Annotated in this window: 20 protein-coding genes and 2 other annotated features; all 20 genes read right to left on the minus strand. The window is 43.6% G+C overall.

All coding sequences use genetic code 11. The features are described from left to right. Window positions 1-111 precede the first annotated feature (111 nt). Entirely contained in the window at window positions 112-360 is a 249-nt protein-coding gene (locus BLT_RS0120680; RefSeq protein ID WP_017729605.1) for a 50S ribosomal protein L7ae-like protein, read from the minus strand. A gap of 90 nt (window positions 361-450) precedes the next feature. After that, on the minus strand, window positions 451-4,074 hold the full coding sequence (rpoC, locus tag BLT_RS0120685; RefSeq protein WP_017729606.1) for a DNA-directed RNA polymerase subunit beta': 3,624 nt from the start codon (window positions 4,072-4,074) through the stop codon (window positions 451-453). 132 nt (window positions 4,075-4,206) lie between these two features. Beyond that, window positions 4,207-7,749, minus strand: a complete 3,543-nt coding sequence (gene rpoB, locus BLT_RS0120690) for a DNA-directed RNA polymerase subunit beta (protein ID WP_017729607.1) — start codon at window positions 7,747-7,749, stop codon at window positions 4,207-4,209. A 586-nt stretch (window positions 7,750-8,335) separates the two neighbouring features. Further along, window positions 8,336-8,941 (minus strand): class I SAM-dependent methyltransferase, encoded by a 606-nt coding sequence (locus BLT_RS0120695; protein ID WP_017729608.1) that lies wholly within the window; start codon window positions 8,939-8,941, stop codon window positions 8,336-8,338. Between the two features lie 121 nt (window positions 8,942-9,062). Next, complete coding sequence (rplL, locus tag BLT_RS0120700) at window positions 9,063-9,425, minus strand: 50S ribosomal protein L7/L12 (RefSeq protein WP_017729609.1); 363 nt, start codon at window positions 9,423-9,425, stop codon at window positions 9,063-9,065. Window positions 9,426-9,483: 58 nt separating this feature from the next. Beyond that, window positions 9,484-9,981, minus strand: coding sequence for a 50S ribosomal protein L10 (rplJ, locus tag BLT_RS0120705; protein ID WP_017729610.1), 498 nt, complete (start codon window positions 9,979-9,981; stop codon window positions 9,484-9,486). 38 nt (window positions 9,982-10,019) lie between these two features. Next, window positions 10,020-10,153: a sequence feature (ribosomal protein L10 leader region), on the minus strand. Window positions 10,154-10,212: 59 nt separating this feature from the next. Next, window positions 10,213-10,953 (minus strand): 50S ribosomal protein L1, encoded by a 741-nt coding sequence (gene rplA, locus BLT_RS0120710; RefSeq protein WP_026105225.1) that lies wholly within the window; start codon window positions 10,951-10,953, stop codon window positions 10,213-10,215. Between the two features lie 74 nt (window positions 10,954-11,027). Then, window positions 11,028-11,453 (minus strand): 50S ribosomal protein L11, encoded by a 426-nt coding sequence (gene rplK, locus BLT_RS0120715; protein ID WP_017729612.1) that lies wholly within the window; start codon window positions 11,451-11,453, stop codon window positions 11,028-11,030. 158 nt (window positions 11,454-11,611) lie between these two features. After that, entirely contained in the window at window positions 11,612-12,145 is a 534-nt protein-coding gene (gene nusG, locus BLT_RS0120720; RefSeq protein WP_017729613.1) for a transcription termination/antitermination protein NusG, read from the minus strand. A gap of 82 nt (window positions 12,146-12,227) precedes the next feature. Then, the gene (secE, locus tag BLT_RS0120725; RefSeq protein WP_017729614.1) at window positions 12,228-12,422 is read right to left on the minus strand and encodes a preprotein translocase subunit SecE; all 195 of its coding nucleotides are present in this window, start codon (window positions 12,420-12,422) and stop codon (window positions 12,228-12,230) included. Window positions 12,423-12,722: 300 nt separating this feature from the next. Next, window positions 12,723-12,872, minus strand: coding sequence for a 50S ribosomal protein L33 (gene rpmG, locus BLT_RS23515; RefSeq protein ID WP_081599712.1), 150 nt, complete (start codon window positions 12,870-12,872; stop codon window positions 12,723-12,725). Between the two features lie 171 nt (window positions 12,873-13,043). Beyond that, entirely contained in the window at window positions 13,044-13,703 is a 660-nt protein-coding gene (gene sigH, locus BLT_RS0120730; protein WP_017729615.1) for an RNA polymerase sporulation sigma factor SigH, read from the minus strand. 79 nt (window positions 13,704-13,782) lie between these two features. Then, complete coding sequence (locus BLT_RS0120735) at window positions 13,783-14,292, minus strand: NYN domain-containing protein (RefSeq protein WP_017729616.1); 510 nt, start codon at window positions 14,290-14,292, stop codon at window positions 13,783-13,785. Window position 14,293: 1 nt separating this feature from the next. After that, complete coding sequence (gene rlmB / locus BLT_RS0120740; protein ID WP_017729617.1) at window positions 14,294-15,043, minus strand: 23S rRNA (guanosine(2251)-2'-O)-methyltransferase RlmB; 750 nt, start codon at window positions 15,041-15,043, stop codon at window positions 14,294-14,296. Next, window positions 15,033-15,470: a Mini-ribonuclease 3 gene (locus BLT_RS0120745; RefSeq protein WP_017729618.1), complete on the minus strand. Its 438-nt coding sequence runs from the start codon at window positions 15,468-15,470 to the stop codon at window positions 15,033-15,035. Before BLT_RS0120745 ends, rlmB begins: the two co-directional genes overlap by 11 nt. Before the next feature lie 3 nt (window positions 15,471-15,473). After that, window positions 15,474-16,871, minus strand: a complete 1,398-nt coding sequence (gene cysS, locus BLT_RS0120750; RefSeq protein WP_017729619.1) for a cysteine--tRNA ligase — start codon at window positions 16,869-16,871, stop codon at window positions 15,474-15,476. Between the two features lie 29 nt (window positions 16,872-16,900). Continuing rightward, window positions 16,901-17,572 (minus strand): serine O-acetyltransferase, encoded by a 672-nt coding sequence (gene cysE / locus BLT_RS0120755; protein WP_017729620.1) that lies wholly within the window; start codon window positions 17,570-17,572, stop codon window positions 16,901-16,903. Window positions 17,573-17,703: 131 nt separating this feature from the next. Beyond that, window positions 17,704-17,920, minus strand: a binding site (T-box leader). Window position 17,921: 1 nt separating this feature from the next. After that, window positions 17,922-19,382: a glutamate--tRNA ligase gene (gene gltX / locus BLT_RS0120760; protein ID WP_017729621.1), complete on the minus strand. Its 1,461-nt coding sequence runs from the start codon at window positions 19,380-19,382 to the stop codon at window positions 17,922-17,924. Window positions 19,383-19,537: 155 nt separating this feature from the next. Continuing rightward, the gene (gene ispF, locus BLT_RS0120765; RefSeq protein ID WP_017729622.1) at window positions 19,538-20,020 is read right to left on the minus strand and encodes a 2-C-methyl-D-erythritol 2,4-cyclodiphosphate synthase; all 483 of its coding nucleotides are present in this window, start codon (window positions 20,018-20,020) and stop codon (window positions 19,538-19,540) included. Next, window positions 20,017-20,706: a 2-C-methyl-D-erythritol 4-phosphate cytidylyltransferase gene (gene ispD / locus BLT_RS0120770; RefSeq protein WP_017729623.1), complete on the minus strand. Its 690-nt coding sequence runs from the start codon at window positions 20,704-20,706 to the stop codon at window positions 20,017-20,019. Before ispD ends, ispF begins: the two co-directional genes overlap by 4 nt. Window positions 20,707-20,836 lie beyond the last annotated feature (130 nt).

Below are 20,836 nucleotides of genomic sequence, written 5' to 3' on the forward strand. Positions count from 1 at the left end.
TGTTTCCTCCCTTCCTTATGCAAAGATTAAGACCACCGATCCTGGTGGTTCATATTTGTGCAAAAGTAAAGTTTTTGCCAGGCAGATGGCACCGCAAGGCAAAAACATGGTTTACTTTTTTAAAGCAACAGTGGCTGCACCTACGTCAATTCCACTAGCCTTACCAAGCTTTTTCATCGAATCGACGTAAACAACGGGGATTTGTTTGACCTTTGCTAATGTCTCTACTTTGTAGATAATGCGAGGATCCGCATCTTTCGCAATTAAGACCTCAAACACCTCTCCGAGCTCTAGCGCCTTCAACGTTTGTTTCATACCTATTACTAGGCCGTTTGCCTGTAACACTTTATCATAAGACATCGTTCATCCTCCAAAAGCTACAGGTTTCTCAGGCACACTTTGATATCATATCACTCGGCTTTTTACGTGTCAACCACTTCTCAAATAAAATTATTCTTGCGTAACGGTTGCTTCTACTAATGATTCATCCACTGCATTTTCTTCGGCTTTATCGTATTCAGTGATAATGTTTAAATTGCGGTAGCGAGACATCCCTGTACCTGCTGGAATTAGTTTTCCGATAATGACATTTTCCTTCAGGCCAAGAAGCTCATCACGTTTTCCTTTAATTGCGGCATCGGTAAGAACACGTGTTGTTTCTTGGAATGATGCAGCAGATAAGAAGGAATCCGTTTCAAGAGAAGCTTTCGTAATCCCAAGAAGTACTGGACGACCTGTAGCCGGACGTTTGCCTGCAAGTAATACTTTTTGGTTTTCATCGTTAAAATGCTGAATTTCAATGAGAGAACCAGGAAGAACGTCCGTATCCCCAGCGTCAATGACACGAATTTTACGAAGCATTTGGCGAACCATTACTTCGACGTGTTTATCGCCGATTTCAACCCCTTGCATGCGGTATACTTTTTGAACCTCACGCAGCAAGTATTCTTCGACGCCTGTAACACCACGCACTTTTAAAAGCTCTTTCGGATCAATCGAACCTTCTGTCAAGCTTTGACCAGAATCAACGACATCTCCAATTTTCACTTTAATACGAGCGCCATATGGGATGGCGTAGGTTTTCGTTTCCATTTCTCCTTGGATTGTAACCTCGCGCTTATCCGTCTCTTTAATGTGGGTAACTTCCCCTTCAATCTCAGAGATAACTGCTTGCCCTTTTGGATTTCGCGCTTCAAAGAGCTCTTGGATACGTGGCAAACCTTGTGTAATATCGTCTCCAGCAACCCCACCAGTATGGAAGGTACGCATCGTTAACTGTGTACCAGGCTCACCAATGGATTGAGCAGCGATAATCCCAACTGCTTCGCCGACTTCAACATCGCTACCTGTTGCAAGATTACGACCGTAACATTTTTTACAAACACCATGACGTGTGTCACACGTAAAGACAGAACGAATCGTAACTTGCTCAACACCAGCGTCTACAATTTCTTTTGCAATGTCTTCGTGAATTAATTCATTTTTCTTCACAAGTACATCACCCGTTTCAGGATGACGCACTGTCTTGAAGGCAACACGTCCAACAAGACGATCGTAAAGATCCTCAATTACTTCGTTTCCTTCTTTGATTGCTGAAACGTCCAAACCTCTATCTGTTCCACAATCGTCAGATCGAACGATAACATCCTGTGCAACATCGACAAGACGGCGTGTTAGGTAACCTGAATCGGCCGTCTTCAAGGCTGTATCAGCAAGACCTTTACGTGCACCATGTGTCGAGATAAAGTATTCGAGAACCGTTAAGCCCTCACGGAAACTTGATTTAATCGGTAATTCAATAATTCGACCAGATGGATTCGCCATCAACCCACGCATACCAGCAAGCTGTGTAAAGTTTGATGCGTTACCACGGGCACCAGAATCACTCATCATAAAGATTGGGTTGCGCTTATCTAATGTGCCCATTAACTTATCTTGAATGACATCCTTCGCCTCACTCCAAATCGAGATAACGCGGTCATAACGCTCTTCCTCTGTGATCAAACCACGGCGGAATTGCTTTAGTACTCGCTCAACCTTGTTTTCAGCATCAGCAAGAATCTCTTTCTTTTCAGCAAGTACGACGATATCAGCTACACCAACCGTAATCCCTGCTTTAGTCGAAAACTTAAAGCCTAAGTCTTTCATACGGTCAAGCATTTTTGATGTTTCCGTTATTTTAAACTTCTTAAACACTTCAGCAATAATGTTTCCAAGGAAGCCTTTTTTAAATGGCGGAACGATCTCACGCTCAGCAAACAGCTCTTTTACGTTTGTCGTACTTGGAACCATATATTTTTGTGGTGTTTCAATTTGTAAGTTTGTTTCCGTTGGTTCATTCACATAAGGGAATGAATCAGGCAAAATTTCATTAAAAATGAGCTTTCCAACAGTTGTTAGAAGCAATTGATCATATTGCTCTTCTTTAAAGGTTGATTTCCCTAGAGAAGCGACCGGAATGGCGACACGAGTATGAAGATGTACGTACCCATTCTGATAAGCGATGAGGGCTTCATTTGTGTCTTTAAAGATCGAACCTTCGCCTTTTGCATCTTCTCGTTCCATCGTTAAATAGTAGTTCCCAAGAACCATATCCTGGGACGGTGTAACAACTGGCTTTCCGTCTTTCGGGTTCAAAATGTTTTGAGCAGCAAGCATCAAAATACGTGCTTCCGCTTGTGCTTCAGCAGACAGAGGTACGTGAACAGCCATTTGGTCACCATCAAAGTCAGCGTTATAGGCTGTACACACGAGTGGGTGAAGCTTGATCGCACGACCTTCAACAAGCGTCGGTTCGAACGCTTGGATTCCAAGACGGTGAAGCGTAGGAGCACGGTTTAATAGAACAGGATGCTCTTTAATGACTTCTTCAAGAACGTCCCAAACTTCTGGCTGAACACGCTCAACCTTACGTTTTGCACTCTTAATATTGTGGGCAAGGCCCTTACTTACAAGCTCTTTCATCACAAACGGTTTGAACAACTCAAGCGCCATTTCTTTAGGCAATCCGCATTGGTACATTTTTAAGTTTGGTCCTACAACAATTACAGAACGACCAGAGTAATCAACACGCTTCCCAAGTAGGTTTTGACGGAAGCGACCTTGCTTCCCCTTTAACATATGGGAGAGGGATTTTAACGGCCGGTTTCCTGGTCCTGTTACAGGACGACCGCGACGACCGTTGTCAATCAATGCATCAACCGCTTCCTGAAGCATACGCTTTTCATTTTGAACGATAATGTTCGGCGCTCCAAGATCAAGTAGACGCTTCAAACGGTTGTTACGATTAATCACACGACGGTACAAATCATTTAAGTCAGACGTAGCAAAACGACCACCGTCAAGCTGTACCATCGGACGTAGCTCTGGCGGAATAACTGGAAGCACATCAAGAATCATCCATGAAGGTTCGTTACCAGAGTTGCGGAATGCTTCAAGAACTTCAAGACGCTTAATCGCACGTGTGCGACGCTGTCCTTGCGCCGTAAGCAGCTCTTCTTTCAGCGCGTCAACTTCCTTCTCAAGGTCAATATCCATCAATAGCTTGCGAATCGCTTCTGCTCCCATCTGCGCAGTGAACGAGCGGCCATACTTGTCATAGTATGAGCGGTATTCCTTTTCAGATAAAAGCTGCTTCTTCTCAAGCGGCGTATCACCTGGATCTGTTACAACGTAAGAGGCAAAATAAATGACTTCCTCAAGCGAACGTGGAGACATATCCAAAACAAGACCCATGCGGCTAGGGATGCCTTTAAAATACCAAATATGTGATACTGGCGCTGCAAGTTCAATATGACCCATACGTTCACGGCGAACTTTCGCACGCGTTACTTCTACGCCACAACGATCACAAACGACGCCTTTATAACGAACACGCTTATACTTTCCACAATGACATTCCCAATCTTTTTGTGGTCCAAAAATTCGCTCACAAAATAACCCATCTTTTTCAGGCTTTAATGTCCGGTAGTTAATCGTTTCAGGCTTTTTCACCTCTCCACGAGACCACGAACGGATCTTATTTGGTGATGCGAGACCAATTTTCATATATTCGAAGTTATTTACATCTATCAAGGGGTCAACCTCCCTTATGATTTCCATGCCTTTTCAACACGCAAACTTGATGTCCATCTCTATTAGCAGCAAAGGACGAACTAGCTTCCAAAGTCGTAACTTTGAAAGCTTTGATTCGTCAGTACATTTTTATTAAACGTTTGATTCGCTTGTTTCAATGTTCAAATTGAGTTTTTCACTCGTCTGCTCATCTTCGTCATCAAGCTCTTTCATTTCAATTTCCTCTTCATTGCTAGACAACATTTTAACGTCCATACCAAGTGACTGAAGCTCTTTAATTAGTACCTTAAAGGATTCCGGTACACCTGGTTCAGGAACATTTTCACCCTTTACGATCGCTTCATATGTTTTTACACGTCCAACAACATCATCCGATTTGACCGTTAAGATTTCCTGTAGGGTGTAGGCTGCACCATAAGCCTCAAGTGCCCATACTTCCATCTCTCCGAAACGCTGTCCACCAAACTGAGCTTTCCCGCCGAGTGGCTGCTGGGTAACAAGTGAATAAGGACCCGTAGAACGAGCATGAAGCTTATCATCAACCATGTGGGCAAGCTTAATCATATACATGACACCGACCGACACACGGTTGTCAAACGGTTCACCTGTTCGACCATCATATAAAATCGTCTTTCCGTCACGGGCCATGCCTGCTTCTTCAAGCGTTGACCATACATCCTCTTCGCGAGCACCATCAAATACAGGAGACGCAACATGAATTCCAAGCTTACGCGCAGCCATACCAAGATGAAGCTCTAGCACTTGTCCGATATTCATCCGAGATGGTACACCGAGAGGGTTTAACATAATATCAACCGGCGTCCCGTCTGGCAAGTAAGGCATATCCTCTTCCGGTAGGATACGTGAAATAACCCCTTTGTTTCCATGACGCCCGGCCATCTTATCACCTTCGTGAATCTTACGCTTTTGCACAATGTACACACGAACAAGCTGATTCACACCTGGTGGCAGTTCATCGCCGTCTTCACGGTTAAAGATTTTCACATCAAGGACAATTCCGTCCCCACCGTGAGGAGCGCGAAGCGATGTATCACGAACTTCACGAGCTTTTTCACCAAAGATAGCATGTAGAAGGCGTTCTTCTGCTGTTAATTCCGTTACTCCCTTAGGCGTAACCTTTCCAACAAGGATGTCTCCATCCTTCACTTCTGCACCGACACGAATAATGCCACGCTCATCTAAGTTTCTTAACGCATCTTCCCCAACGTTTGGAATGTCACGTGTGATTTCTTCTGGTCCAAGCTTCGTATCACGAGCTTCTGACTCATACTCTTCAATATGAACAGATGTATACACGTCATCTTTTACAAGGCGTTCACTTAAAATGATCGCATCCTCATAGTTGTAACCTTCCCATGTCATGAAAGCAACAAGGACATTTCGACCAAGGGCCATTTCCCCTTTTTCCATTGAAGGACCGTCAGCTAGAATTTCACGTTTTTCAACAACGTCTCCTTCCGCAACGATTGGACGCTGGTTGTAGCTTGTTCCTTGGTTTGAACGGACAAACTTTTGCAGACGATATTTATCAAGATCACCTTTTACTTCCTTACCGTCAACTTCTTCAAGTCGGCGAACCCAAATTTCTTTTGCCGTAACACGTTCAACGATTCCTCGTGACTTCGCAACAATTGCAGCTCCAGAATCCTTGGCAGAAACGTGCTCCATTCCCGTACCAACAATCGGTGCTTCAGGCACAAGAAGCGGAACGGCCTGACGCTGCATGTTCGCGCCCATAAGCGCACGGTTCGAGTCATCGTTCTCTAAGAACGGAATACAAGATGTTGCCGCAGAAACAACTTGCTTAGGCGATACGTCCATATAATCAATTTGATTACGTGGAACGACGGTATTCTCACCACGGAAACGAGCAATAATATTTTCTTCGATAAATGAACCGTCTTCTGCTAATTTCGCATTCGCTTGGGCGACAACGTAATTATCTTCCTCATCTGCTGTAAGGTAATCAATTTGAGACGTCACTTTTCCTGTTTCAGGATCAACACGACGATACGGCGTCTCCATAAATCCAAATTCATTGACCTTTGCATAAGAGGAAAGGGAGTTAATCAAGCCAATGTTCGGACCCTCTGGTGTTTCAATCGGACACATACGACCATAGTGTGAATAGTGAACGTCACGAACTTCAAAGCCTGCACGCTCACGTGTCAAGCCACCTGGTCCAAGGGCAGAAAGACGACGCTTGTGGGTCAACTCAGCAAGTGGATTCGTTTGGTCCATAAATTGAGAAAGCTGAGAACTTCCGAAAAACTCTTTAATCGACGCAATGACTGGACGAATGTTGATGAGCGCTTGCGGTGTGATCATGTTCGGATCTTGGATTGACATCCGTTCACGAACAACACGCTCCATCCGAGATAACCCAATACGGAATTGGTTTTGCAACAACTCACCTACTGAACGAAGACGACGATTTCCTAAGTGGTCAATATCATCTGTGTCCCCGACCCCATGTAAAAGGTTAAAGAAGTAGTTAATTGCGGAAATGATATCCGCTGGCGTAATGTTCTTGATTTCTTTTTCAACAAGACCATTCCCAATTATACGAATCGGCTGTTCTCCATCCTGCTCATCAGGTGGGTAAATTTTAATCGATTGTAGATAAATTTCTTCATCTTCTACTACGCCACCAGATGCACGAACCCGTCGAAAACCAACGTTATTTTCAAGGTATGGAAGAATACGGTCAAGCGTCCGGCGATCAATCACCGTTCCTTCTTCTGCAATGACTTCTCCAGTTTCAGGATCAACAAGTGTTTCCGCTAGACGTTGGTTGAATAGACGGTTTTTAATGTGAAGCTTTTTATTAATTTTATAGCGACCCACATTGGCTAAATCATAACGCTTCGGGTCAAAAAAGCGAGAATCAAGTAAGCTCTTTGCATTATCTACAGTAGGTGGCTCACCAGGACGTAGACGCTCATAAATCTCAAGCAGCGCTTTTTCCGTGCTGTCCGTATTATCCTTTTCTAATGAATTACGTAGATATTCGTCTTCACCAAGCAAATCAATGATCTCTTGATCAGAACCAAACCCTAAGGCACGCAAAAGAACCGTCACTGGGATTTTTCTTGTACGGTCAATACGAACATAGACAATATCCTTTGCGTCGGTTTCAAGCTCTAACCACGCACCACGGTTTGGAATAACAGTTGCTGTGAAGCCTTTTTTACCATTCTTATCAGTCTTCTCGCTATAATACACACTAGGTGAACGAACGAGCTGAGAAACGATGACACGTTCAGCCCCATTGATAATAAACGTACCTGTTTCTGTCATTAATGGGAAATCACCCATGAAGACTTCTTGCTCCTTCACTTCGCCTGTCTCTTTATTAATCAAGCGAACTTTCACACGTAAAGGTGCAGCGTACGTCACATCTCGTTCTTTCGACTCATCTACTGAGTACTTAGGCTCTCCAAGACTGTAATCGATAAACTCTAAAACTAAATTTCCTGTGAAGTCTTGAATAGGTGAAATGTCTTGGAACATTTCCCGAAGTCCCTCATCAAGAAACCATTGATAAGAAGCTGTTTGGATTTCAATCAAGTTAGGAAGTTCCAGCACTTCATTGATTCGTGCATAGCTTCTACGTTGGCGGTGGCGTCCATACTGAACTAGTTGACCTGTCAACTGATTCACCCCTCAAATCTCGCGTTATAGTAATATGAAAAGCACAAACGTCTGAACTTGTTGGTTAAAAAAGAATAATGAGGCGAGATCCTCATCGTTCTTAACCGTTCGACGCAAGGGCTTAAACATGAAAGAAAAGCATACGTGCTCTCAGCGATAATAAAAAGCCTTCTACACACATTTTGTTCTAGAAGCCCTTTTACCTCGAAAAAGTACGATTGCTTTTTATCGAACCAAAACACTCGTTAGCTCACTTTACCAACGTTTCGTAAAGTGAAACACTTACATAAAACGACTAGCTTAAAGCGATGTGTTCGTACTAGACGTACAAAAAGGCTCCCTATACCTTCTTCCGCTTAAACGTCGTAAACGTGCAGATGGCCGAGGCGGTATCCTATCACCAACTGGGTAAAAAGAAAAAAGGCTCAGAAATAAACCATGATTTCCCGTTCAATCCCCCGATTATAGTAGGATAACCAAAACTTACCTTTTTTATACAAACAAATTCCCTTGACTTTTTCAAAAAACCATTTTTAAAGAAAAGGGTATTCATACGCATTAAATAACATTAACACAAAGTATAGGCTCAGTCAATTTTTTTTGCACAAATAATATAGTATCCCTTTTTTTTCGTAACAACATCCACCTGCTGATAAAGCGTGTGCAGTTTCCCTATCGCCGAAGGGGCTCCTTGCTTCTTTTGAATCACGGTCCAGAGCATCCCTCCATTAACTAGATACTCGTAAGACTCTTCAAAGATTTGGTGAACAACTTTTTTTCCAGCTCGAATCGGCGGGTTGGTTACCACGGCAGCGAAGTTTTGGTGTGAAACCTTTTCAAACAGCGAACTCAAATAAATGTTCACATTGGAAATACCATTTTGTTCTGCATTTTTTTTCGAAAGCGCGACAGCACGTTCGTTCACATCAATCATATGTACCGTTCTGTCAACCTCTCTTTTTGCTAGCGCCAAACCAATCGGGCCATAGCCACAACCTACATCCAATAGGTCTCCTTCTACGTCCGGAGAATGAAATGCTTCAATCAGTAAACGGCTACCAAAGTCTACCTCCTGTTTGGAAAAAACCCCTCGATCGGACGTGAACCGAAACGTTTCACCATTTAACGGGAAAGACCAGGTTCTTTCGTTGCTTTCAGTTGTAGGCTTGTTTGTATAGTAATGCTCACTCATCGACAGCCACTCCTTTTATATCGGAAACCAGTTTGTTATCTTTCTTATCTTTTACCGAGAGAGATAAAGTAGAAAAAAAGACCCGCGAAAAACGCGAGCCTTTCTTAATTTAAACGAAAGATTACTTTAAAGTTACAGAAGCGCCTGCTTCTTCAAGCTTCGCTTTAGCTTCTTCAGCTTCTTCTTTCGCTAAGCCTTCTTTGATTGGAGCTGGAGCACCGTCAACAAGTGCTTTTGCTTCCTTAAGACCAAGACCTGTGATTTCACGAACAACCTTGATTACGTTGATTTTAGATGCACCAGCAGATTCAAGAACAACGTCAAATTCAGATTGCTCAGCACCACCAGCGTCTCCACCAGCAGCAGCTACAGCTACAGGAGCAGCAGCAGTAACACCAAATTCTTCTTCGATTGCTTTTACAAGATCGTTAAGTTCTAAAACTGTCATTTCTTTAACCGCTTCAATGATTTGTTCTTTAGTCATTGTAAATCCTCCCTATTTTCGTTTTCATTTGTTTTAACTAACTGCCAAAGCTGTTAGCTTATGCGCCTTGCTCTTCTTTTTGATCGGCAACTGCTTTTGTAACCAATGCGAAACCACGCATTGGCGCTTGAAGTACGTTGGCAAGCATAGAAAGTAGACCTTCGCGAGACGGTAGCTCAGCAAGCGCCTTAATTTCTGCAACTGTTGCAACTTGTCCTTCAATCACACCAGCCTTGATTTCAAGAGCTTCGTGCTTCTTAGCAAATTCGTTAAGCACCTTAGCAGGAGCAATCACATCATCTGCACTAAATGCGATAGCAGTAGGCCCTACAAGGTTTGCGTCCAAATCTGTTAATTCAGCTTCAGCCGTCGCGCGACGAGTAAGTGTATTTTTGTATACCTTGAACTCAACACCAGCTTCACGAAGCTGTTTACGAAGTTCTGTCACTTCAGCAACATTCAATCCACGATAATCAACGACAACTGTCGATTTGCTATCACGTAATTTTGCTGCGATTTCTGATACAACTTGTTTTTTCTGTTCTAATACGCTCATCTTTACACCTCCCGTGGTTTGGTTCCATACCGCTTTTAGAAGCTATCAAAAAAGCCCCCATGTAGACATGAGGGCATAAGAAGTCAGTCAAAAGACAACATCTATTGCTTACCTCGGTAGGAAATTAAGCGTTATCCGCACCTACTGTCTACGGTATGAATGTTCAACTTTAGTTGGGTGCGCAATTGCACCTTAGCTATTATACGTAAAAGGGTGACTAATTGTCAACTCCTACTTTACTAATCCAACAGTACTTACTTTTACACCAGGTCCCATCGTAGATGAAACGGTAACGTTTTTCAAGTACGTACCTTTAGCAGCTGCAGGCTTCGCTTTGATAAGCGTATCGATAATTGTGCTGAAGTTTTCAGCAAGCTTTGCTGTTTCAAAAGATACTTTCCCAATTGGAACATGGATGTTTCCAGCTTTGTCGACACGGTATTCAACTTTACCAGCTTTGATCTCATTTACTGCTTTTTCAACTTCAAACGTAACAGTACCTGTTTTGGGGTTTGGCATAAGACCTTTTGGTCCAAGCACACGACCAAGCTTACCAACTTGAGCCATCATGTCAGGCGTTGCAACGATGACGTCAAACTCAAACCAACCTTGGTTGATCTTATTGATTAAATCTTCGTCACCAACATAATCTGCTCCTGCAGCTTCTGCCTCTTTTGCTTTTTCACCCTTTGCAAAAACAAGAACACGTTGTGTTTTACCTGTTCCGTTTGGTAGAACAACCGCTCCACGGATTTGTTGGTCAGCTTTCTTAGGGTCAACCCCTAAACGAACTGCCACTTCAACCGTCTCATCAAACTTAGCAGTTGATGCTTTTTTCACAAGCTCAATTGCCTCGTCTGCTTGGTACGCTTGTTCACGATCAATTAGCTTCACAGCTTCTTGGTATTTCTTTCCACGTTTCGCCATGCTTTTTTCCTCCTCGTTTGTGGTTTTAGCGGTTATACCTCCCACTAGTAAAGGTTGCGAGCCTGGCATCCAGGCAAGGAATTTCTCCTCAATCGCAACCTTCCGTCAAACCTTAGCAATTAGTCTTCAATCACGATACCCATACTTCTTGCAGTACCTTCTACCATACGCATCGCTGCTTCAACATTCGCTGCGTTTAGGTCTGGCATTTTTGTTTCAGCAATCTCGCGTACTTTATCACGCTTGACTGTTGCAACTTTGTTACGGTTTGGTTCACCAGAACCAGACTCGATTCCAGCCGCTTTCTTAAGAAGAACAGCAGCAGGTGGAGTTTTCGTGATGAATGTAAACGAACGGTCTTCAAATACCGTAATTTCAACCGGAATGATAAGACCAGCTTGATCTGAAGTACGAGCGTTAAATTCTTTACAGAACCCCATGATGTTAACACCTGCTTGACCTAGTGCAGGACCAACTGGTGGTGCTGGATTCGCTTTACCAGCAGGGATTTGTAATTTAACCATTTTAATTACCTTTTTAGCCACGTGACACACCTCCTTAGTCCGTGATGTGGTTATCCGGGTGTTTACACCCTCCCACTCAAAAAACGGATGCACTCATGCACCCGATGGTTCAATAGAATAAACCATTATCAAACATAAAAATTTTATCACTTTCAGATTGAGAGCGCAAGGTCTTTCCGCTAAATCTTTTCAATCTGTGTGAAATCAAGCTCCACTGGCGTTTCACGGCCAAACATATTGACATGAACCTTTAGCTTTTGCTTGTCCACTTGAATCTCTTCAATTGTACCAATGAAGTTTGCAAATGGACCTTCTTTCACTTTCACTGATTCTTTCAACTCAAAATCAACTTCGGCTTTGCGCTCTTCCATACCCATTTGACGAAGAATGGCATCCACTTCATCTGGTAACAAAGGTGTCGGTTTCGATCCAGCACCAGCAGACCCGACAAACCCCGTTACACCTGGTGTGTTTCGCACGACATACCAAGAGTCATCGGTCATAACCATCTCGACCAAAACGTAGCCCGGAAACACTTTCCGCGAGACCGACTTACTCTTACCATTTTTCACTTCTGTTTCTTCTTCCACAGGTACGAGCACGCGAAAGATTTTATCAGTCATTTCCATTGAATCAACGCGTTTTTCTAAATTTGTTTTTACTTTGTTTTCATACCCTGAATACGTATGAACAACATACCAATTTTTTTCCATGGTAAATTAGGACGGTTTTTGTCCTTCCCTCCTCTTCGGTTCAATCCGTACGACATCTTTTAAAGCGATGAAATCAGGAACATTACCCGAGCAATTCACGAACGAGCGTTGAAATCCCGAAGTCCACAATCGCAAAAAACACAGTGATAAAGAGAACCGTACCGAGAACAACCAACGTATAGCGAGTCAGCTCTTTACGAGTTGGCCACGAAACACGCTTCATCTCCTGCACTACATCACGAAAAAACTTACCAATTCCTTTTACGCCGTCAGCCATGACAGACACCTCCAGCACCAATCAATATAGACAAATGATTGCTCTTCTATTCGGAAAACGCTCCAACTTAAGATAAGGAAACCAGGAAGCTCTTTCGCTTACAGCGCCTTCATTAAGTGATACTGAGCATCATCTTTTGAGCCATTTTCATTCATAATGGAAGAGCAAACCGTTATTGAATGTTGTATAAACAAGACTTGGCTTACCGTCGTATTTGACGAAAGCCTCAGTCGTCATCTTACACTTGCTTCACAGAAAATTCATTTTTTTAGATACAAAAAAACAACCGCTGCTTCTTTTTTACTTCGTTTCTAAGTGAAGCGTATGACGATTACAAGTCTTACAGAACTTCTTCATCTCCATGCGGTCGGAATGGGTTTGCTTATTTGCATGTGTTGTATAATTGCGAGATTTACAATTTTCACAAGCTAAGACTATTTTGCTCCCCATAAACGCCTCCCACTTGACAATAGTACAGACTACCCCAATGTAGCACACAAGATTAGTAGTGTCAATTGTTTCTAAATGTCAAGCAGGAAAGCAGCGCACAGATTTGCCTTGATTAAATGGCAAAAATGAAAAGCGTTGTCCTCCATGACTAGACAGCGCTTTTCTGACGAATTATAAACTGACTCCCTTTAATTCAACATACCGCTCTAGCTTCCGTTTGACTCTTTGTAAAGCGTTATCAATTGATTTTACATGACGATTCAAATCAGCTGAGATTTCCTGATAGGATCGTCCGTCTAAGTAGAGCATAAGTACCTTTCGTTCAAGCTCACTTAAGATTTCGCTCATTTTCAGTTCAATATCATCAAATTCTTCTTGGTTGATTAAAAGCTCTTCTGGGTCAGTGACACGGCTTCCGCAGATGACATCGAGCAGCGTACGGTCTGACTCTTCATCATACAAAGGCTTGTCTAGAGAAACATAGGAGTTAAGTGGAATGTGTTTTTGGCGGGTCGCTGTCTTAATAGCGGTAATGATTTGACGGGTAATGCACAGTTCAGCAAAGGCTTTAAAGGAAGAAAGCTTGTCCCCTTTAAAATCACGGATTGCCTTATACAAACCGATCATGCCTTCTTGCACAATATCTTCGTGATCGGCGCCAATTAAAAAATAAGATCGAGCTTTTGCACGGACAAAGTTCTTGTATTTTTTGATTAAATACTCAAGAGCCGCTCCGTCTCCCTCACGCACCTTATTGACTAAACGCTCATCCTCAACTTGGTCAACATTCGGCTTAATTACCGTTACTGTGTCTTTAAGGTCCATGCTCACGATAATCCCTCCGACCTTGGCTGTTGTCTAAATTATAGGAACATTATATAGCACGTTTTTCTAGAGCGTCAACCGCGTTTCAGTCACCTCGACGCCATTTTTCAAAAATTTCTGCCATTTCGTCACTAAGAGGCAATTTTGTCGAATGGCGCTGTTTTTTTGCGATTTCGACAGCTTTATCGATTCCCTTTTCTGCTATTTCTGTTTCGATTAAAAGTTCTCGTGCTGACTTACGAAGCGCCCCGCTTCCAAAAATAACCGACTGCTCAGCAAAGTCAGACGTGGCCACATGAATGCGTGTATCGATTTGTTTTAGCTGCCGGACGAGCTTTTCAATCCGTTCATCAGCCGTTTCATTTTCTCTCGTATAGATCACATCAACTCTGTGGTTGTTATACTTACGACCAACACCTGACACCATATGTGCGTCGAAGATGATCATCACTTTATATCCCGTATATGCTTGATATTCTGCTAAAATCTCAACCAGTCGATCTCGAGCTAACCCAAGATCACGATCTTTTAGCTCCCTTAGCTCAGCCCATGCCCCGATCATGTTATAACCGTCGACGAGCAAGATCTCTTTCATGTTACTGTCGTCCTAACGGCGAACGTTTTCGGTAAACTTCATACATTAATAAACTCGCAGCAACAGAGGCATTTAATGACGTTACATGCCCAACCATCGGAATGTGCACTAAAAAATCACATTTCTCTTTTACTAATCGGCTGATCCCTTTCCCTTCGCTGCCAATGACTAAAGCGATTGGCATATCAAAGCGAGCTCCGCGGAAGTCTTCACTTCCTTTTGCATCAGTCCCAATAAACCAAATACCTCGTTTTTTTAGCTCGTCCATGGTTCTTGCAAGATTAGTGACCCTTGCAACAGGCACATATTCAATCGCCCCTGTGGACGCTTTGGCCACCGTTTGCGTCAAGCCAACTGCACGGCGCTTAGGAATAATAACGCCATGAACACCAACTGCATCGGCCGTCCGTAAAATCGACCCAAGATTATGTGGGTCTTCCACTTCATCAAGAACAATGAAAAAAGGCTCTTCCTGCTTCTCTGCTGCACGGGCAAACAGATCCTCCAGATCAGCATAATCATAAGCCGCAACCGAAGCCACAACGCCCTGGTGATTTTCCCGCTCAACAAGCTGCTCGAGCTTCTTTTTTGGGACGTGCTGAACGAGTACTCCCTGCTCCTTTGCTAGCTGCACCACTTTTGCCATTTGTCCTTTTTGCGAGCCTTCAGCAATCCAAATTTTATTGATCGCATGCCCCGCTCGCAGCGCTTCGATGATCGGGTTTTTCCCCATAATAAACTCACTTTTCACCTTGTGAAGCCTCCTTTTCTATTGGTGTATCAACAATAACAAATAAGTGCTGCACGAGTTCATCCATTCGAGGCTGCTGTTCGGTTAAATACAAATAGCCAAGCAGAGCTTCAAGTCCCGTCGCATAACGGTACGTATTAACATCGGTGTTTTTAGGAATCGTTCCCGACTTCGCGTTGCGTCCACGCTTTGCTACGGCCTCTTCTTCTGGTGATAACCGTCCTTCTTTGAGCCAATGATGCAAGACAGCCGCCTGGGCCTTCGCCGAAACATATCGGGTTGCCTCAACGTGCAGCCGGTGTGGCCGCACATTTCCTTTTGCGATAAGATGAAAACGAACATACATATCGAGTACAGCATCTCCCATATAAGCTAAGGCTAAGGCATTAAGCTGACGTAAATCCGTTGTTACTTCTGTTATTTTCATTGTCTAGCCCCGCTTCCACCGAACACCCTGTGGCGTATCCTCTAACAAAATCCCTTGTTCTTTCAACTTATCCCGGATTTGGTCTGCTCTTGCAAAATCTCTCGCTTTACGGGCTTCATTTCGTTCGATAATCAACTGCTCAATCTCTTCATCTAAAAGCTGCTCTTGCTCTTCAAGATCAATGCCGAGCACACTCGTAATTTCCTCAAACAGGTTCAAAAAGCCTTCTAAAACAGCCTTTGAGGTTTGTTCTTCTCGAAGATAGACATTGGCTTCTTTAGCGAGGTCAAAGAGTGTGGATATTCCGTTTGCGCTGTTGAAATCATCATCCATTTCTTCAATAAACCGTGCTTTTAAGCCATTGATACGCTCAAGCCAATCTCCTTTTTCCCCGTAATCAACCGTCTCTTGCAACCGATGCTTCAAACTAGCGACAGACGTTTTTAAACGCTCCAATCCGTTCTTTGCTCCTTCAAGAAGCTCATCACTGAAGTTAATCGGGCTTCTGTAGTGAGCCATAAGCATAAAAAACCGCACGACTTCTGGAGAATGCTGTTGAATCATGTCAGTCGCCAACACAAAATTTCCGAGCGATTTCGACATTTTTTCATTGTTTATATTAATAAATCCGTTATGCAACCAGTAATTTGCCATTGGTTTTCCAGTCAACGCTTCCGATTGGGCGATTTCATTTTCATGATGTGGGAAGGTTAAATCCTGACCACCGGCATGAATATCAATCGTATCCCCTAAATATTTTTTTACCATCGCTGAGCATTCAATATGCCAGCCTGGTCTCCCCTCTCCCCAAGGGCTACTCCAAAAAACTTCCCCTTCTTTGGCAGCCTTCCAAAGGACAAAATCAAGGGGGTCTTCCTTACGCTCATCAACTTCAATTCGGGCACCTGAACGTAAATCAGCGATGGATTGAGAAGAAAGCTTTCCGTATTCATCAAACTTCCGCGTCCGAAAGTAGACATCTCCGCCAGCTTCATAAGCGAAGCCTTTCTCAATCAGCCCTTCAATGAATTGAATGATTTCAGGGATGGTTTCGGTCACACGTGGATGATGGTCTGCTTCTTTGACGCCTAAAGCATGGGTATCATACTGATAGGCTTCGATAAAACGATTGGCTACGGCAAACACATCTTCTCCCATCTCTTTGGCCACACGAATAATTTTATCATCTACATCGGTAAAATTGGATACATACGTCACATCGTAGCCGCGGTACTCCAAATAGCGCCGTACCATATCATATACAATGGGTGGCCGGGCGTTGCCAATATGGATATAGTTGTACACGGTCGGGCCGCATACGTACATCTTAACTTTCCCTTCTTCTAAGGGAACAAACGGCTCCTTTTTCTTCGTTAAACTATTGTACACATGAATCGCCATCTGATTCACTCCTTAGGTTTTCCTATACATTATGAATGCTTCCGGTCATTTGCAGGTTGTTCTCGTAACCTTTCCAGCTCTTCTTGCAACTGTCTTACTTGCTCTTCAAGTTCACGAAACTTATCGGCGACCGGATCAGGTAGAAGGTGATGATCAAGATCACCGTTGATCTTCACACCATCACGAATGACCACTCGCCCAGGGATACCAACAACGGTTGAATTCGGTGGCACTTCTTTTAAGACCACAGAGCCTGCCCCAACACGAGCATTTTTCCCAATTGTAAATGAGCCAAGAATTTTTGCACCTGAAGCGATAAGTACGTTGTCCTCAATGGTCGGATGTCGTTTCCCTTTCTCTTTTCCGGTACCGCCGAGCGTCACCCCTTGATAAATGGTGACATTGTCTCCGATTTCACAGGTTTCCCCAATGACAACACCCATGCCATGGTCGATAAATAGACGCTGGCCGATTTGGGCTCCCGGATGAATTTCAATCCCTGTAATAAAACGACTCACCTGGGAAAGCAGCCGGGCAATAAAATACAATTTCTTTTTCCAAAGCCAATGAGCTATTCGGTGTGACCAAATGGCATGGACACCAGAATACGTAAAGACGACCTCTAATCGGCTTCTTGCCGCAGGATCCTGTTCAAATACAACATCAATATCATTCAATAACGTTTGAAACGCTTTTTTCACACCCTCTCCCCCTTCTCTCACGTGAATATCTTCATTTCATTGTCCCTATTAAAATCTTCTCCATCGGTAACGCATGGTAATATCATGGAAGCCAAGCTATGGCTATAAAAAAACGCCCCTGTGCACGTAGGCACAGAGACGCTATTTAGCGCGGTTCCACTCTGTTTAAGCAGTCTTTCTGCTTCACTTTTTTGCGCATAACGACGCAACCCGCTCTTATTTACTATCATTCAATAAGAGACTCAGAGGTGCATGTTCAAGCTACGAGTGCTTAAACCACTTTCAGCCTAGGCGGTTCTTTCTGTGAAGCACGAATGTAACTTTACTTTTCCTCTTCCACGCTTTTTCTTTATTTGTTAAGCAAGCTTGTTAAACGGGTAATAACAACCGCTTTGCCTAATAGTTCGATCGCATTTGGCAGCTCAGGACCGTGTGTCTGACCGGTTGTTGCAACACGAATTGGCATGAAGAGCTTCTTCCCTTTTTCCCCTGTTGCCTTTTGCGTTGCTTTAATCGCTGCTTTAATGTTTGCTGCAGACCACTCTTCTAACGTCTCCAATTCATTTAAGAAGCCTTGCAGAACATTTGGCACTTGTTCTTCAGCCAATACAGCTTTTGCCTCATCATTATACTCAATTTCTGTCTTAAAAAACAACTCTGTAAGTTCAACGATTTCAGCCCCATACTGAAGCTGTTCATGATACAGGCTAATCAGTTGTTTTGTCCATTCAAGACGCTCTTCGCTTAAGTCCTCTGGTACTCTTCCTGCTTTTTGCAAGTGAGGAAGGGTTAGCTCAACGACTCTTTCTAAAGCTGCATTTTTAATATATTGGTTATTCATCCATGCAAGCTTATCAGTATCAAAGACAGCTGGAGCTTTTGAAACGCGCTCTAGGCTGAATTGCTCTGCAAGCTCATCCAGAGAGAAAATTTCTTCTTCTCCAACTGGTGACCAGCCTAACAATGCCAAGAAGTTCACAAGCGCCTCTGGCATATAGCCAAGCTCTTTGTATTGTTCAACAAATTGTATGATTGATTCATCTCTCTTACTCATTTTTTGGCGGTTTGGATTTAAAATAAGGGATGCATGAGCAAATCGCGGCACTTCCCAACCAAATGCCTCATAAAGCATGACCTGTCTTGGTGTGTTTGACAAGTGCTCTTCGCCACGAATAACATGAGAGATGTTCATTAAATGATCATCCACGACAACAGCAAAATTGTACATCGGTACACCGTCTTTACGTGCAATGACAAAATCACCAATGCCATCGGACTCAAAGGAAACATCCCCGCGAACAGCGTCATCAATCGTAATGGTCTTTCCTTCTGGAACTCGGAAGCGAACAACTGGCTTAATGCCCTTTGCTTCATAAGCCTGACGCTGTTCCTCCGTTAGATTCCGATCACGACCACTATATTTCGGCATCTCACCACGAGCAATCTGTGCTTGGCGCTCCGCTTCTAGTTCTTCTTCTGTCATATAGCAATAGTATGCCTTACCCTCATCAAGCAATTGTTGAAGATAAACCTTATAAATGTCGAGTCGCTCCATACAGCTATAAGGTCCATACTCTCCACCCACATCAATACTTTCATCCCATTCAATCCCAAGCCATTTTAAGCTATCGAAGAGCTTTTCTTTCGCCTGGCCAACATTGCGGGCTTGATCCGTATCCTCAATCCGCATAATGAATTTTCCACCTTGCTTCCGGGCAAAAAGATAGTTAAAGAGGGCAGAGCGGGCCCCTCCAATATGTAAATGACCTGTTGGACTCGGGGCAAAACGAACTCTTACTTCATTTCCCATATTCGACACCTTCCATTTCTTCATGTATTCATCGATGACCGTTTTCGATTTCTCTTATCAAGCTGTTGTTGCTCTGTATCTTGAATTATTCTGTATCCATCGACAAAGCTTGTCCCTTATTTTATCACCAAGGTCGCTAAGCTGGTCAAGGGTTTCTATCCGTTGTTTTGCTGTAATAGAATTACTGCTTGTGCTGCGATCCCTTCTTTCCGACCTGTAAAACCGAGATTTTCAGTCGTTGTCGCCTTCACATTGATTTGCGTTTCATCCGCTTCTAAAAGGGCGGCGATTCTTGCCCGAATTGCCGGAATATGCGGCGCCATTTTCGGTGCTTGGGCGATGATGGTACAGTCAATATTCCCAAGCTTATAGCCTTTCTCCTTTACAAGCTTCCATACATGCTCAAGGAGCTTGCCTGAATCAGCATCTTTAAATGTAGGATCCGTATCCGGGAAGTGCTTGCCAATGTCTCCTTCCCCAATCGCACCAAGTGCTGCATCAGCAACTGTATGAAGCAAGACATCGGCATCAGAATGGCCCAAAAGCCCTTTTTCATACGGAATCTCAATCCCACCAATAATAAGAGGACGTCCCTCCACTAGTTGATGAACGTCAAAGCCTTGTCCAATTCGTATCATCTAGTCTCTCCCTTTCTGTTTAGAATCGCTTCAGCAAAAATCACATCTTCCGGCGTGGTCAGCTTCATATTAAAATAGTCTCCCTCAACAATATAGACATCGTGACCATCCCACTCAGCGAGGCTCGCATCATCTGTTCCGAGAATCCCCGCTTCCATTGCTTTTTGGTGTACGCTTTGGATGAGGGGAAGAGTGAAGGCTTGTGGCGTTTGTACAGCCCAAAGCTCCTCTCGCTTCATCGTCTCCTCTACTCGCTTTCCCGACACCCGCTTGACTGTATCTTTCACAGGCACAGCGACGATGGCGGCTCCCTTCTCTGCTGCTTGCTCTACAAGTGCGTGAATCGTCGTTTCCTTAATAAATGGACGAGCACCATCGTGAATTAAGACTACAGTGTTTCCTTTTAATTGGTCCAACCCTGCTTTTACACTATTCTGGCGCTCTTTCCCTCCTTGAACAATGGACGTAACCTTCGATAGTCCATAGGTTTTAACGAGGGCACTCATCGTTTCAAGCTCAGATTGATTCGCTACAACAACCATTTGCTCACACCACGGATCGTTCTCAAACACCTCAAGGGTATGAACAATGACAGGCTTCCTTGCGAGCTCGATAAATTGTTTATTTTTACCGGCGTTCATCCGCTTTCCTTGACCAGCTGCAGGGATGACAACGGAATAGTTCATCTCTCTTCTCTCCTATCAAGGGTCATTCAATTTAGGATTCGCTCTATTTTATCATGTTCCCACGATCGACGGCATACAATCGTAAGAAAAAAGCTTGTTCATTCGATTTCTCTTCGAAAAACTTGCCAGT

It is taken from the genome of Halalkalibacterium ligniniphilum, from assembly GCF_000334155.1.
In the GTDB taxonomy this organism is placed as follows: domain Bacteria; phylum Bacillota; class Bacilli; order Bacillales; family Bacillaceae_D; genus Halalkalibacterium; species Halalkalibacterium ligniniphilum.